Below are 14,225 nucleotides of genomic sequence, written 5' to 3'. Positions count from 1 at the left end.
ACTATGAAGCTCTTCAAAAACCTATTGAATATTTCAGCTGTCTTTATACTTTCATTAGGGCTATCTACATCCATACTTGCCCAAGTGGGAGTTGGAGTAGCACCTATAGAAGAGGCTGAATTAATGCTTGATGGAAGCAAAGAAATGCTTTTAGAAAAATGGCAATACTGGGAAGGCCCGCGATTTTCTGCTCAAGCTCCCATCAAATGGATGGAGGTAAAAGACCCTGTTGATGGAGGAAAAGCAATTAGCAGTAATGACCCAGCGGCAGCCGGTGGTAAGTATGGAGCTGCTGACATTGTAACCAAAAAGGAATACCGAGACTTCAGAGCTCATGTGGAATTCTTGGTCAATAATGAGGGAGGAAACAGTGGAGTATATCTTCAAAACCGATATGAAATCCAAATCCTTGATGGAGACTACGGGCTACACGGTATGGCTGCAGTGATCAATGAGCACCTTCCAAAGGAAGAAGCCTATAACGGAGTTGGAAAATGGAATGCCTATGATATTGTTTTCAAGGCAGCTCGCTTTGAAAACGGAAAATTGACTGAAAAGGCCCGAGTAACCATTTATTTTAATGGAAAGAAAATCCATGAGGACGTTTCTATTCAGCAAGTATGGGGAGGTCCTAACTCAGGAATAGATGGAGGAAATGACGGTGGAAAAGGAATCACAGATCGTCCTGGAGGACTAAAATTACAAGCGGAAGGACATGACGTTTTTTACCGAAATGTCTGGATCAAACCATTGAATCTTGATGGAAAATCAACCGATTTTTAATCATAAAAAAAGGCTTCCAAATCGGAAGCCTTCTTCATTTTAATTAATCAACCTAACTTAAATCGAATGGGAAGTCGCATTTCCGTCCGAAACGGCTGATCGTCTTTTATTCCTGGAGTCCAATTTGGAGAAAGCTTTAAAACCCGAAGTGCCTCTTCATCACACCCTCCACCTATTCCTCGAAGGACCTGGGTTTCAGAAATGGATCCATCCTTTTCAATAATAAATTTCAAAATCACTGTACCCTCTATTTTCTTGGTTCTAGCCGTTGTTGGGTATTTGAGGTTAGTTGCAATATGCGTAAACCATCCATCCATTCCACCTGGCGGTTTTGGTGGGGAATCCAGCGTTTCCATTTCACTAATTGAAACAGTTGATTCCTGAGCCATAATCTCTTGTGAGGCTGCTAGAAAAAGCATTATCAAAACAGTCCCCCCAACTTTTTTAAATAAGTCTTGCATCATAAATAACCAAAGAATTAACTCAATTTGAATCGAATAGGTAACCGCATACGAGTTCTAACTGCTTGCCCTCTTTGCTTTCCTGGCTCCCAGTTCGGTGCATTTTGTACCACCCGATGAGCCTCTTCATCACAACCAGCACCAATTCCTCGAAGAATTTCTACATCCGAGATAGACCCATCTGTATTTACCACAAATGCTAGGACCACAGTACCTTCTATCCCCATTTGTTTTGCCTTATCTGGATATTTGAGATTGGCCATTAAATATTCACCCCAGGCCGACATTCCTCCAGTAGGTGTAGGCATATCCTCCACCACATCAAAAATCTCATCAGCTCCGATTTCTACCAATTTTCCATTCACCATGCCATGGAGTTCGGTATCCCCGTTTTCATTGATGATTTCAACTGTATTTTCAGGCTTAATAGCATTTTCATCCGAAATATTTTGATCACAGGCAAATACCAATACCATCATTGCCACGAGTGGAACAATCATTAAAAAACGGCTTTTTGCCACAGAATTTGATTTTTCTCGATTCATCATCAGAATTCGTTTTTTTGTTTGAAATTGATTGAAACTATGTGCAAGCTGCCATCCTCTATCCTGAACGATCAAGCGAAGAAGCAAGCGGGAATAGTCAAATTGTGAATAAGAACCAATAACTCCATGATCAGCCTGAAACTCATGTACTTCTCGAAGGAGTTTTTCAAAAAGAATGACCAAGGGATTAAACCAAAAAAGTGACTTGAACAGATGGGTAAATAAAAGATCCCAAGAGTGTTTTTTCTTTACATGAACTGATTCATGAAGCAAAATTTGATGGTGATCTGGATCTTCTGGATTAAAGCTGGGAAGCAGAATAATTCCAAAAAATGAAGCCGGTTCAAATTTGGGATGCACTGCTAAAACCAAACCTTGGTATTTAAACTTTTCAACCAATTGAAGTTGAAAAATTAGCTTTACCAATCCCAAACCAGTTCGAATCAAACTTATCCCTACACCTATTATATACACCCATAAAAGCAACTCAAACCAGTTAAAGGTTTGCGATTCAGCTATTCCTTGCCCAAACTCAAATGTAGGGAGCAGAAATTCTTGAAGAACTGGTTGCGATTCAGATAATTGAAAAGAAAGAAAAGGAATCACTAAAGCCATACCCATGATGGAAAGTAAAAAGACTCTATTCCAGTCAAAAAATGTGAGCTTTTCTAGGACCAATTTGTAAAATAACAATCCCAGACTCAAAATGAGACTTCCTTCAACCCAAAAATCAATTAACCATTTCATTTTTTAGGTTTTTGCTCTGCCTGATCAATAAACTTCTGTAGATCTTCTATCTCATCCTTAGAAATCTCCTTCTCCTTTACCATAAAGGACAAGAAATTACTTACCGAACCTTGGAAGAAATTACTGACCATATGCTGAATTCTCCCCTTTGAATACTCTTCTTTCGAAATCAACGGAATATACATGTGTGTATTTCCGTAAACCTTATGCGTCAAATAACCCTTACTTTCCAAAAGCCTTGCAGTTGATGCAATGGTGGTATAAGGTGGCTTAGGCTCTTCCATTTCGTTGAGAATGTCCCGAATTAGTCCTTGGCCTAACTTCCAAAGAACAGCCATAACTCTCTCTTCTTGTGCCGAAATCTCTTTCATAATTTCAATAGTAAGATTTATTTTTTATTTAAACAACTATTTTTTCGTAATTCTACGATAATTGAAAAAATTCCTCAATTTATTAAAAATCAAGAAAAAGCAAAAACCAATACACAAAAAGAAAAAAAGCCTATTCCTCGGCTAGAATATCAATAGATTCTTGCAATACAGGTCCTACCAAAAAATAGCCTAATACTGGCCCCTGTCCTTGAATGATTTGAATATTCGTATCTGGATTCTGAGGTGGTGGACTAAACAATCCACCATCATTGAATAGCAATCCTACCAACTGATTAAAATAATCAAAGACATCTTTATTCATTCGAAACAATTCCAATCGAACCCGATCTCCTTCTTCAAATGCATAATTCAATTCCAATCCTTCTTCAAAAAATTCAACTCCGAAGGTATCATCAAAAAGCAAGTAATCATCGCGATCATTCTTAAGCGTATCATTTTCAATAATGCGAATCCGATAATAATTATCCTCCTCGAAAGGAATCTTCCCAAATGCTTTAATGTAATATCCTTCCTCTCTAAAAATCCTTTCTTCTTGATATTCATAATTTAGGCTGTCCAAAATAGGTGGTGGAAGCATCTCTCCCCGGCTACGATATTCATTTCCCCTCCATTGTACAATCAATTCATATCGCTCCCCTATGACAGCGACTCTACGAGGATCAGCAGGTTTATAAATGGAGAATTGAGATAAAAATTGAAAAGGAATAGCTTCCCCTGTATTCAAATTTCGAATGAACACCTCAGCATCTCCAATTATTGTTGCATCTTCATTATCAAAATAATTTTGCGCAAGGGAAATTTTGACTTCATTCAAACTGGGAACATCAGTCCAATTTCCTTCGATAATGGGAACATCTCCTTCTATCGTCGCTAAAGGAAGATCAACTTCTTCTTGGCACCCAAGATTAGCTATTAGGAAAAAAAGAAAAAGGTACTTCTTCATCAGAATTGAAAATTATAGGTGATAGAAGGCAAAAAGGTAAAGAGGTATGTCATGATAATTCCTTGTCGAGAGGATGTAATAGGTTCTCCATCTCCGGGATTGAAGGCTATATCATCATTATAAATCTCTCGAAACTCGTATGCAAATGGATTCTTTCTTCCATAGAGATTGTAAATACTGAAGTTCCAACTCCCTCTCCACTTCTTACCTTTATTGTCATTTTTCCAAGTAATGGACGCATCCATCCGATGGTAATCCGGGAATCTATCTTGATTTCTAAACGGTGAAAAAAGCGGAAGTTGTTGATTATCTGATTCGTATGTTCCGATCGGAAAAGTCACAGCCTGACCAGTAGTGTAAACAAAGGTTAACCCAGCAGACCATTTAGGCGAAAATTCATGATTTAAAACCAAGGTAACATCATGTGGTCGGTCAAACCGTGGGTTATAAGCCTGCCCTTGACTGATGCCGTCTATTTTACGCCATGCCCGAGACCAAGTGTAGACCAACCAACCGGTTGTTTTACCCATATTTTTCCGAAGTAAAAACTCTGTCCCGTAGCTCCAGCCTTTACCAGAAAGGATCTCAGTTTCTACATTATCAGTAAATAAAACTTGCGCTCCATTTCGAAGATCTATAATGCCATCAAGGGTTTTATAATATCCCTCGATCGACAGTTCCCATTTGTTTTCTTCAAAATTTCTGAAAAACCCGAGTGAAATTTGATCACTCCGAATTGGGCGAACATAGCTATCAGCCAATATCCAGCGATCGATCGGAAGCCCCGCAGAACTATTGGAAGCGATCTGAACGTATTGAAAATTTCGGTTATAGGCTGATTTAATTGAAAATCGATCGTTAATCAAATAACGAAATGCCAGCCGTGGTTCGAGCCCTTGGTAAAACTGAATATTCTCCAATCGGTCGTAACGAACTGAATCAAGGATTTCCACATCCGGCCCAGGTACTTCCCCTTCGTAGAGGTATTTTACTCCCGAGCCAAGTTGATTGTAAAAACCCCCTCGAAGACCTCCTTCAACACTAAGCTTTGAATTGAGTTCAAAGCTTGCCCCGGCAAAAACATTGTTCAGTAAACCGTTCTTTGGATTGGTTGAAATCCCATCAAAACTAGCTCCTGGAGCTGGAATCAACTCTATAGGAGCAAAATGATAAAGCTGGGAGTGGAAACCCCAATAAGTTTGAACTTTATCCCGTATTTGTGACCAAGTTCCTTTGACCCCCGATTCAGAAAGACGACTTCCCCAATCAAAGCCATTATCCGGATCTTCAAATTCCAAACTGTAATAATACCTTGAATGATAGGCTTCTAAGTCAAAAAAAGTTTGCGCATCGATATTTCTTGACCATTGAGCTGAACTTACCCAATTGCTCCAGCCTAACCCAAACTGATCATCCAAGCCCAAAAAGTCTCGACCTTGATAGGAACTTACACTGATACGATCACGATCTCCAACTCTAAAAACAGCCTTACCGCTTAAGTCATGAAAATTCAGCTTGTTGTTTCGTATGTCTTCATCAGATGATAGTCCTAAAAAAACATCTGCATAGGTTCTTCTTCCCGAGATTACAAAAGTGGAGTTTTCAGAAAAAAGTGGTCCATCCAAAGTCAATCGGGAAGAAATAGTACCTATCCCTCCTTCCCCGTGAATTTTGGAATTATTTCCTTCCCGAAGAGATACATCAATCAAGGAGGAAAGCCTTCCTCCAAATGAAGCAGGCATGTTTCCTTTATACAATTCCACCTCACTCAAAGCATCTGGATTGAATACTGAAAAGAATCCAAAGAAATGAGATGGATTATAAACAGGAGCTCCATCAAGCTGAACCAAATTTTGATCGGCAGATCCTCCTCGTACAAATAAACCCGTAGTCCCCTCTCCCGCTGTTTGTACTCCTGGTAGTAATTGAAGGCTCCTTAGGAGATCAACTTCTCCAAAAAGGGCAGGAATATTCTTAATGGTTTGAATGGGTACTCTATTTTTTCCCGTTTCCAAACTTCTCAAATTCTCATCAGGACGTAATTCCTGAATCAAAACCTCTTCTAATGATAATTCTTCAGGACTTAAGAAAAACTTCAATGGCTTATCCAAATCCTTTGCAGTAATCTCACGAGTTGATGTTTCGTATCCAACAAAAGAGACTTTTAAAATAGCTGGGAGATTGAGGATGGAAATAGAAAAGGAACCATCAAGTCCCGAAACGACTCCAGAGCTAATGTCATTTTCCCAAAATACACTCGCCCCAGGAAGCGGGAGTGAATTTTCCCGATCTAAAACAATCCCTGTGAGTTGGGATTGAGGAAAAGAAATCCCAAAAGAAAAAAAGAAAAGAAAAACCGCAATAAGTGCTGAAAATAGGTATTTCATGAGTTAATAAAGGCACGCGTAAATTTCCTACACGTGCTGACAAAATTAATGTTTGTTAATTTTTGGATTCTGTTCCAATTCTAAACTTACCGCCCATCCCAAAGGTTATTTCCTTCCCAATTATTTTTTAATTTCAGGCCATGATTTGGGCATATCCAGATTTCCGACTGATTTTGATACTAGGAACAGTTTTTACACTGCTCTACCTATTTTATATTTCCAGATTTTGGTTGATCAACCTGCGCATGAAGGTTGAAAAAAGGAGATTATTAACCAAGCTAATTCTTCGCACGCTCTATTTTTTATTGTTTTTGGTGGCATTCGCAGGACCATCGATTGGAACTTCCACCAAAGAAGTAAAAGAGGAAGGCAAAGACATCTTCTTGGCCGTGGACCTTTCCCAATCCATGAATGCTACCGATATTGGACCAAGTCGACTTCAGCGAATCAAATTTGAGTTAAAGGAGCTTATCAAAAGTTTCCCTTCTGATCGTATCGGATTGATAATATTCTCTTCTGAAGCATACATGCAATGTCCTTTGACATTCGATCAGAATGTATTGCAACTTTACATCGATGGATTGAACACAGGGCTTGTTCCCAATGCTGGAACAGACCTGAGTGGACCTCTTCGCATGGCTTTGGAACGATTTACTAATGATCCTTCTCCAGAAGTCAAGTCCAAATCAGTCGTCTTGATTTCGGATGGAGAGGATTTTGGTGAAGATTATGAATCAGTAATTTCTTCCTTGGGAGAACAAGGCATTAAAGTCTATTCCTTGGGAATTGGAACTGAAGCAGGCAGCCCAATCCCTCGAGGAAACGGTGTAGTTATTGATCCTAATACCGGAAAACCTGCAGAAAGTCGCTTAGACCGAACTTCCCTTCAGCGAATTGCTATAGAAACTGGCGGCCAGTATTTTGAGATTTCCGACCAAACTCAGGAAATCTCCAACTTGGTGGGAAGTTTAGAACAATTGAAAGGTGGTAGCATTGGAACCCGACAAGTGGAGGCTTCCTCAAACAAGTATTTCTACTTCCTACTGGCAGGCTTAGTGCTATCTATTGTGGATATGATTTTACCCATCAAAACCATTAAACTGTGAGTATGAATTGGGCTAAACTCATTTTCGGACTTCTTCTCTTGATTCCTTCCTCTTGGATTAAAAATTCCAAATTGAATGCAGCTATTGATGTTGCAGCTGAAAGTTTTGCAAATGCCGAATACGAACAATCCTTACAGAATCACCTTGCCATTCAGGAACAATTCGGCATACAGTCATCCGAATTGGATTTTAACCTTGGGCTAAGCGCACAATATGCTGAGAAGCTTGAAGAAGCTGCAGGATTTTATGACAAAGCGAGTACAAGCTCCAATGCCATGCTTGCCTCCTTTGCCTACAATCAAGGTGGCGTTTTATTGGGAAATAAAAAGGAATATGAGGTTGCTTTGAGTAAATTTAAATCAGCCTTAATCCAAGACCCATTGAATGAAGTTGCTCGCTATAATTATGAATTATTGGCGAGATGGTTAAAACGCGATGAAGAGCGAAAAAATCAGGAGGAAAATCCACCGGAACCCTCTGAATTTGCGAAGCGAAACAAAGCGGAAGCCGATAGACTTGTTGAACAATTCAGGTTTAGAGATGCGTTAAATGTAATGACAGAAGCTTTAGAACAAGATTCTACCGTAGCTGCTTATCAGGAGTTTATTACCCACTTACAAGAAGTCACTGAAATCAATGAAAAATAAAAGCATTATTCTTTTCTTTTTTGCCATGATTCTGGGTCTTTCCACTCAAGCACAGACTGCTGGTGATTTTTTCAACAGAGCAGCCCGCTCCTATGTCAAAACCGAGCGGGATCAGGCCTTGAATACCGTCAATGAAGGTTTGAGCAAATTCCCGGGAGATACCAAGCTACAAGCCCTAAAGGAAAAATTAGAGCAAGAACAAGAACAGGAACAAAACCAAAATCAGGAGCAGCAAAATCAGCAAAACCAAGAACAGCAACAACAAAATCAACAAAGCCAAGGCGAGCAGGGAGAGCAGCAGGAAAATCAGGATCAAGGTGACAAAACTGATCAGGATCAGGCAAAGGAATCCCAATCCGGCGATCCTCAAGAAAAAAGTCAAGATCCAGCCAATGAAAACGCCAATGATCAAATGGATGCCAACCTAGTTGATAAGCAAAAGGCTTTGGAAGAATTCAAGGAGAAACTAAAAGCCATGAATCTGACACCTGAACAGGCAGCCCAGATTTTGGAAAGTATGAACGCCGCCGATCTCCGATATATTCAACAAAACCGTAAAAAAGCCACTCAGAGACCTAAGCGTGGAATACCTGATTGGTAAAATTGATTCAAAATATATTTATCAGATAAACCCAAATAAACATGATCAAAGAAGTATATATCGTATCCGCAGTTCGAACTCCCCTTGGCAGTTTTGGAGGGAAATTATCCGGCTTGACCGCAGTTGAATTGGGGACCACAGCCATTAAAGGAGCTTTGGAAAAAGCTGGTGTAAAAGCAGAATCGGTTCAGGAAGTTTTTATGGGAAATGTAATTTCTGCAAATCTTGGACAGGCGCCAGCACGTCAAGCTGCTATCGGAGCAGGCATTGGATACAATGTACCTTGCACCACTGTCAATAAAGTTTGTGCTTCTGGAATGAAGTCCGTCATGCTTGGAGCTCAAACCATTATGCTTGGAATTAATGATGTGGTGGTCGCAGGTGGAATGGAAAGCATGTCTAATGTTCCGTTTTATGTACCTAAAGCACGATTTGGATATAAATACGGGAATGCTGAATTCGTTGACGGATTAGTGAAAGATGGTCTTTTCGAAGTCTATTATAAATTTCCCATGGGAAATTGTGCTGACAATACTGCCCGTGAAATGAATATCACTCGAGAAGAGCAAGATGCCTATGCCATTCAATCTTACCAAAGAGCAGCCGATGCCTGGGCAAAAGGTTACTTTAAAGATGAGGTAGTTCCTGTAGAACTTAAAGGAAGAAAAGGAGAAACCATCCTCATCGATGAGGATGAGGAATATAAAAACGTCATGTTTGAAAAAATCCCTTCCCTCCGACCAGTATTTGAAAAAGACGGAACAGTCACTGCTGCCAATGCATCCACCATGAATGATGGAGCATCTGCTCTTGTTTTGGTAAGCAAGGAAAAAGCAGAGGAATTGGGATTGAAGCCTTTGGCGAAAATCAGAGGTTTTGCCGATGCAGCTACGGACCCGCTTTGGTTTACAACCGCTCCAGCTTTGGCCATTCCAAAAGCATTAGCTCATGCAGGCGTTAATCCTGAACAAGTTGATTTCTATGAAATCAATGAAGCATTCTCTGCTGTAGCTTTGGCAAACCAAAAAGAATTGAATTTGGATCCAGCCAAGCTCAATGTATATGGTGGAGCTGTTTCCTTGGGACATCCTCTAGGCGCTTCAGGAGCTAGAATCATTTCTACACTGAATTCTGTGCTTCATCAACAAAAAGGCAGCATAGGAGTTGCCGGCATCTGTAATGGCGGGGGCGGTGCTTCTGCTATTGTGATTGAAAAAATGTAAACTTTAAAATCAATCCGCGGCAAATTAGCTGTCGCGGATTTTTTTATGAAAAGAATCCTTCTTAGTCTCTTTTCCATTTGCATTCTTAGCTACGCTTCAGCCCAAGAAGCAGTGAGAACCTATTATGATGAGCAAAAAATGATGCTCAAGGAAATTTACTATACGGTTAATGGAAAAGCGGAAGGTCCTCTGAAAAGATATGATGAAGAAGGTCGACTTGTCTTAACCGGTCAATTGAAAAATGATCAGCGAGAAGGACTTTTCGTCGAACTTAATCCTGAAACAGGTGACACACTCCGAATTATCCCATTCATCCAAAACAAGAAACAGGGACTCAGTCAAAGTTTCTTTCTCAATGGTTCCATCCGGCAGGAATTGACTTTTGTTGATGACCAAATTCAGGGAAGGGTAACTACCTACTTTGAAAATGGTCAAATCCAAGATATCACTCAATTCCAATCCGGAAGTCCTAATGGAAAAAGTGAGCGATTTTACGCAGATGGAAAACCAGAGCGAATAGCCTTTTACGAGGAAGGTCAGCTTGATGGAGAACTATTGGAATACTACCCAAATGGAACACTTAAGGTAAAAGCCTTTTACGAAAAAGGTGATTTGGAAGGAAAAGAAATTACCTATTTTGAAAATGGTCAGGTTCAATCTGAAATAGAATTTAGAAGAGGGGTCTATGATGGAGACTTTTTAGAATTTTTCCCGAGCGGTAAAAAAAGAACAGAGTCATTTTATAAAAATGGAATAGAAACAGGTACTACTCGGGAATATTTCGAAAATGGACAAATCCGCTCTGAAATCACCTTTAAAAACGGGATTCCAACTTCTCCATTCAGAAGCTATGACCAAGAAGGCAAGCTTACATTGATTCGTGAATTTGAACCTAAGTCAGATTATGTTTCCAAGGAAACCTTTTACCATCCCAATGGCCAAATTCAACAAGTAATAAATTATGAAAATGGATTGGCCCAGGGAGAAGTCAAAGTCTATAGATCTACAGGAACCTTGGAAGAAATCCGTTATTTCAAGAATGGAAGACCTACAGGAACTTGGCTTTTCTTTGATGAAGAAGGCAATCAAATTCGAACCGAAAAAAAGTAAAACAAAGATTAGGAAAAGGAATCCCCAATAAATCCTCCATAGAAAAGAAAGCTTTTCTATTTTTGTCAAAACATCATCCCCATGAACCAATCGATCAAGGAAACCCATTTCCAATTTCCCGGACAAGTTGACTTTTACAAAGGAAAAGTACGGGATGTCTATATTTTCGAAAAGGAATTGGTGGTCGTAGCCTCGGACCGGATTTCTGCTTTCGATGTGGTTTTGCCACGCGCTATTCCTTTCAAAGGACAGGTCCTTAATCAAATTGCTGCTAAATTCTTGGAAGCGACTGCTGATATCGTTCCCAACTGGGTGACTGCGACACCTGATCCTAACGTGACCATTGGAAAGCGATGCGAACCATTTAAGGTGGAGATGGTAATTCGAGGATATATGTCAGGCCATGCTGCCCGGGAATACAAACTTGGAAAAAGAAGCATTTGTGGTGTTCCAATGCCTGATGGAATTCGGGAAAATGATCCTTTCCCCACCCCTATCATCACTCCCACAACCAAGGCTTCCGAGGGTCATGACGAGGATATTTCTAGAGAAGACATCTTAGCCAAAGGGATTGTCAGTGAGGAAGATTACGTGGTTTTGGAAAAATATACCCGAGCCTTGTACCAAAGAGGTCAGGAAATGGCTGCTGAAAAAGGATTGATTTTAGTGGATACCAAATACGAATTTGGAAAACATGATGGGAAAATCTACCTAATCGATGAAATTCATACACCCGATTCCAGTCGCTATTTCTATGCTGATGGCTATGAAGAAAATCAGCAAAAAGGACTTCCCCAACGACAGCTTTCCAAAGAATTTGTAAGACAGTGGTTGATCGAAAATGGCTTTCAAGGCAAAGAGGGGCAACAAGTACCTGAAATGACGGATGAAATTGTAGAAAGCATTTCTGATCGCTATATTGAATTATTCGAAAAAATAACCGGAGAAAAGTTTCAAAAGGCAATTACGAACAACATTGAAGAGCGTATTGAAAATGCCATTAAAAATTACCTTAAAGAAAACTAAATACAACTATGAAATACAGCATTGATAAGAAAGAGCAATACGTCATATTTACTCCTCTTGAAGAAAAATTGGATTCCCTCTTAGCTCCAAAATTGAAATCCGAACTTTTGACTGTTCATGCAGAAGGCTATGGAAAATTGGTATTGGATATGAGCTATGTAAAATACGTGGATTCATCAGGATTGAGTGCTCTATTGGTGGGAGACCGAGAATATGGAAATAATGGTGGACTATTTTTAATTTCCGGTGTACAGGATCATGTAATGAAGCTACTTCAGATTTCCATGCTGGATAAAAAATTGAATATCGTTTCTGATTTGGAGGAAGCCGGTGAAACCATTTTCATGCATGAAATCGAAAATGGTAGCGGCGAGGAAGAAGAAGAGACAGAAGATTGAAGCCTGAGTTTGAGGTAACGATTTTAGGGAATACTTCTTCTATTCCCGTTCATGGTAGGAACCATACGGCACAAGCTGTTCAAATTGGACAGGAATGGTTGCTCATTGATTGTGGAGAAGCTACCCAAATTCAACTCCGAAAATTCAAAGTCAAAGCTTCCAAAATAGATCACATTTTCATCTCCCATTTACATGGGGATCATTACTTAGGATTAGTAGGCCTGCTTTCCAGTTTTCACCTAGGAAAACGAAGCAGGCCTTTAAGCATTTATGGCCCCAAAGGTCTGGATGAAATCATTACTACTCATTTTAGATGGAGTAATACTAGGTTAACCTATCCTATTCATTACCAAGAAACTAAGGATAATCAGTTAAATCTTTTACTTAACCATCCTAAATTCATGGTCTACAGCTTTCCTTTAAAGCATCGATTACCTACTACGGGCTTTTTGATTCGAGAAAAACCACGGCTTAGAAATTTAATCAAGGCAAAATTGGAGGAGCAAAAACTTCCTATTGAGGCCATTAATTCACTCCGACAAGGAATGGATTACATAGGTGTGGATGGTTCATTTTATGCCGTTAGAGAGTTCTGCTATCCTCCTGAACCTGTGCGGTCCTATGCTTATTGTTCGGACACCATTTTTTGGCCCGAATTGATAGAGTACATACAGGGAGTGGATCTACTTTATCATGAATCTACCTTTCTCGAAGCAGATAAACAACGAGCCGATCTCACCTATCACAGTACTGCATCACAAGCGGCAGAAATAGCTAAATTGAGTAAAGCCAAAAAACTCCTTTTGGGACATTTTTCCTCTAGATACAAGGATTTGAGTCCCATGAAGGCAGAAGCAGAAAACATCTTCCCGGAGGTGGAGTTGAGTGAAGAAGGAAAAACCTACAGCATATGACCCGCTCAGAATCTTCCAAAAAGACCAACCTGTTCATGATCCTAGGATCCATATTTCTTACCAATGCGATATTGGCGGAAATAATTGGAGTGAAGATTTTCTCAGCTGAAAAAACCATTGGCTTTGAACCTGTTAATTGGACCTTTTTCGACGAATATGTCTTGGATTTCAATTTGACTGCAGGTGCTGTTATTTGGCCCATCGTTTTCATTACCACGGACATTATCAATGAGTATTTTGGGAAGAAGGGTGTTCGAAAAGTTAGTTTTATCACTGCTGGACTGATTGCATACATCTTTTTGGTGATTACTGTTGTCACCAAATTAGTCCCGGCTGATTTTTGGCTTGACGTAAATGCCGTCACTCCTTCAGGAGAAGAGTTTGATATTTCTTATGCGTTCAATACCATATTTAGACAGGGATTAGGAATCATAATCGGCTCATTGACCGCATTCTTATTGGGACAATTGGTGGACGTGTTTGTATTCCAACGGCTTCGTGCCGTCACTGGACCAAAAATGATTTGGTTAAGAGCAACAGGTTCCACCTTAATCAGTCAGTTTTTTGACTCATTTGTAGTATTGGGAATAGCATTCTACCTATTTGGCAATTGGAGTATCAGTCAGGTAATTGCCGTAGGAATCATCAATTATGTATACAAGTTTATTGTAGCTGTCGTACTGACTCCCCTTCTTTATGTAGGTCATGGAATGATTGACAAGTATTTGGGGAAAGAATTGGCAGAAAAGATGATGAAGGAAGCATCTGCAGATAAAACCTTTCTTTAAATCGAATAAGACAGATCAACCAAATATTTTTTTATGATTTCTTCCATATTTTAAAGAATATTCTAAATGATTTGAAAGATCACTTGTTTCACGAAATAATTATACATACTTTTGCACCGTCAATTTTGACGCAGAAAATTTTTTCTGAGCCGTG

At 39.6% G+C, this 14,225-nt stretch carries 14 protein-coding genes and 2 pseudogenes; 10 read left to right on the top strand and 6 right to left on the bottom strand.

Features of this window, described 5'->3' with window-relative positions; genetic code table 11:
- Positions 1 to 3 precede the first annotated feature (3 nt).
- The gene (locus E4S40_RS02525) at positions 4 to 783 is read left to right on the top strand and encodes a 3-keto-disaccharide hydrolase (RefSeq protein WP_135070390.1); all 780 of its coding nucleotides are present in this window, start codon (positions 4 to 6) and stop codon (positions 781 to 783) included.
- A gap of 47 nt (positions 784 to 830) precedes the next feature.
- Here the strand turns inward: E4S40_RS02525 and E4S40_RS02520 are convergent, their stop codons facing one another.
- The 6 genes and pseudogenes from E4S40_RS02520 to E4S40_RS02500 form a co-directional block, all read right to left on the bottom strand.
- Positions 831 to 1,247: an energy transducer TonB gene (locus E4S40_RS02520; protein ID WP_135070386.1), complete on the bottom strand. Its 417-nt coding sequence runs from the start codon at positions 1,245 to 1,247 to the stop codon at positions 831 to 833.
- A 14-nt stretch (positions 1,248 to 1,261) separates the two neighbouring features.
- Positions 1,262 to 1,582, bottom strand: a pseudogene (locus E4S40_RS17215) (energy transducer TonB); the annotation flags it as partial.
- 219 nt (positions 1,583 to 1,801) lie between these two features.
- A pseudogene (locus E4S40_RS17210) lies at positions 1,802 to 2,404 on the bottom strand (M56 family metallopeptidase); the annotation flags it as partial.
- 128 nt (positions 2,405 to 2,532) lie between these two features.
- Positions 2,533 to 2,907 carry a BlaI/MecI/CopY family transcriptional regulator gene (locus E4S40_RS02510; RefSeq protein WP_135070380.1) on the bottom strand — a complete coding sequence of 125 codons (375 nt, stop codon included), beginning with the start codon at positions 2,905 to 2,907 and terminating at the stop codon, positions 2,533 to 2,535.
- A 130-nt stretch (positions 2,908 to 3,037) separates the two neighbouring features.
- Positions 3,038 to 3,871, bottom strand: a complete 834-nt coding sequence (locus tag E4S40_RS02505; RefSeq protein ID WP_135070377.1) for a DUF4249 family protein — start codon at positions 3,869 to 3,871, stop codon at positions 3,038 to 3,040.
- Complete coding sequence (locus E4S40_RS02500; RefSeq protein ID WP_135070374.1) at positions 3,871 to 6,258, bottom strand: TonB-dependent receptor; 2,388 nt, start codon at positions 6,256 to 6,258, stop codon at positions 3,871 to 3,873. The genes E4S40_RS02505 and E4S40_RS02500 overlap by 1 nt, the downstream gene beginning before the upstream one ends.
- Positions 6,259 to 6,398: 140 nt before the next feature.
- On the opposite strand from E4S40_RS02500, the gene E4S40_RS02495 reads away from it, so the two are divergent.
- From E4S40_RS02495 to E4S40_RS02455, 9 genes are all read left to right on the top strand, one after another.
- Positions 6,399 to 7,364, top strand: a complete 966-nt coding sequence (locus E4S40_RS02495; protein ID WP_135070371.1) for a vWA domain-containing protein — start codon at positions 6,399 to 6,401, stop codon at positions 7,362 to 7,364.
- 2 nt (positions 7,365 to 7,366) lie between these two features.
- Complete coding sequence (locus E4S40_RS02490; RefSeq protein WP_135070368.1) at positions 7,367 to 8,011, top strand: hypothetical protein; 645 nt, start codon at positions 7,367 to 7,369, stop codon at positions 8,009 to 8,011.
- Complete coding sequence (locus E4S40_RS02485; RefSeq protein WP_135070365.1) at positions 8,001 to 8,612, top strand: hypothetical protein; 612 nt, start codon at positions 8,001 to 8,003, stop codon at positions 8,610 to 8,612. The genes E4S40_RS02490 and E4S40_RS02485 overlap by 11 nt, the downstream gene beginning before the upstream one ends.
- Positions 8,613 to 8,656: 44 nt before the next feature.
- Entirely contained in the window at positions 8,657 to 9,835 is a 1,179-nt protein-coding gene (locus E4S40_RS02480) for an acetyl-CoA C-acyltransferase (protein ID WP_135071523.1), read from the top strand.
- 45 nt (positions 9,836 to 9,880) lie between these two features.
- The gene (locus E4S40_RS02475; protein WP_135070363.1) at positions 9,881 to 10,945 is read left to right on the top strand and encodes a toxin-antitoxin system YwqK family antitoxin; all 1,065 of its coding nucleotides are present in this window, start codon (positions 9,881 to 9,883) and stop codon (positions 10,943 to 10,945) included.
- Positions 10,946 to 11,026: 81 nt separating this feature from the next.
- A complete protein-coding gene (locus E4S40_RS02470; protein WP_135070360.1) occupies positions 11,027 to 11,971 on the top strand; it encodes a phosphoribosylaminoimidazolesuccinocarboxamide synthase in 945 nt (314 codons plus the stop codon).
- 8 nt (positions 11,972 to 11,979) lie between these two features.
- Positions 11,980 to 12,369 carry an STAS domain-containing protein gene (locus E4S40_RS02465; protein ID WP_135070357.1) on the top strand — a complete coding sequence of 130 codons (390 nt, stop codon included), beginning with the start codon at positions 11,980 to 11,982 and terminating at the stop codon, positions 12,367 to 12,369.
- Positions 12,366 to 13,283 (top strand): ribonuclease Z, encoded by a 918-nt coding sequence (locus tag E4S40_RS02460; protein ID WP_135070354.1) that lies wholly within the window; start codon positions 12,366 to 12,368, stop codon positions 13,281 to 13,283. Before E4S40_RS02465 ends, E4S40_RS02460 begins: the two co-directional genes overlap by 4 nt.
- Entirely contained in the window at positions 13,280 to 14,071 is a 792-nt protein-coding gene (locus E4S40_RS02455; protein WP_135070351.1) for a queuosine precursor transporter, read from the top strand. Before E4S40_RS02460 ends, E4S40_RS02455 begins: the two co-directional genes overlap by 4 nt.
- Positions 14,072 to 14,225: the final 154 nt, after the last annotated feature.

The organism is Algoriphagus kandeliae, from assembly GCF_004571135.1.
Lineage (GTDB): Bacteria > Bacteroidota > Bacteroidia > Cytophagales > Cyclobacteriaceae > Algoriphagus > Algoriphagus kandeliae.
Note: the sequence above shows the minus strand (reverse complement) of the source record. Positions and strands in the feature narration are given on the sequence as shown.

Bases quoted from the DNA above. Each gene is read 5' to 3' on its own strand.
- E4S40_RS02525 (WP_135070390.1), top strand. From the start codon at position 4: ATGAAGCTCTTCAAAAACCTATTGAATATTTCAGCTGTCTTTATACTT.
- E4S40_RS02520 (WP_135070386.1), bottom strand. From the start codon at position 1,247: ATGATGCAAGACTTATTTAAAAAAGTTGGGGGGACTGTTTTGATAATG.
- E4S40_RS02510 (WP_135070380.1), bottom strand. From the start codon at position 2,907: ATGAAAGAGATTTCGGCACAAGAAGAGAGAGTTATGGCTGTTCTTTGG.
- E4S40_RS02505 (WP_135070377.1), bottom strand. From the start codon at position 3,871: ATGAAGAAGTACCTTTTTCTTTTTTTCCTAATAGCTAATCTTGGGTGC.
- E4S40_RS02500 (WP_135070374.1), bottom strand. From the start codon at position 6,258: ATGAAATACCTATTTTCAGCACTTATTGCGGTTTTTCTTTTCTTTTTT.
- E4S40_RS02495 (WP_135070371.1), top strand. From the start codon at position 6,399: ATGATTTGGGCATATCCAGATTTCCGACTGATTTTGATACTAGGAACA.
- E4S40_RS02490 (WP_135070368.1), top strand. From the start codon at position 7,367: ATGAATTGGGCTAAACTCATTTTCGGACTTCTTCTCTTGATTCCTTCC.
- E4S40_RS02485 (WP_135070365.1), top strand. From the start codon at position 8,001: ATGAAAAATAAAAGCATTATTCTTTTCTTTTTTGCCATGATTCTGGGT.
- E4S40_RS02475 (WP_135070363.1), top strand. From the start codon at position 9,881: ATGAAAAGAATCCTTCTTAGTCTCTTTTCCATTTGCATTCTTAGCTAC.
- E4S40_RS02470 (WP_135070360.1), top strand. From the start codon at position 11,027: ATGAACCAATCGATCAAGGAAACCCATTTCCAATTTCCCGGACAAGTT.
- E4S40_RS02465 (WP_135070357.1), top strand. From the start codon at position 11,980: ATGAAATACAGCATTGATAAGAAAGAGCAATACGTCATATTTACTCCT.
- E4S40_RS02455 (WP_135070351.1), top strand. From the start codon at position 13,280: ATGACCCGCTCAGAATCTTCCAAAAAGACCAACCTGTTCATGATCCTA.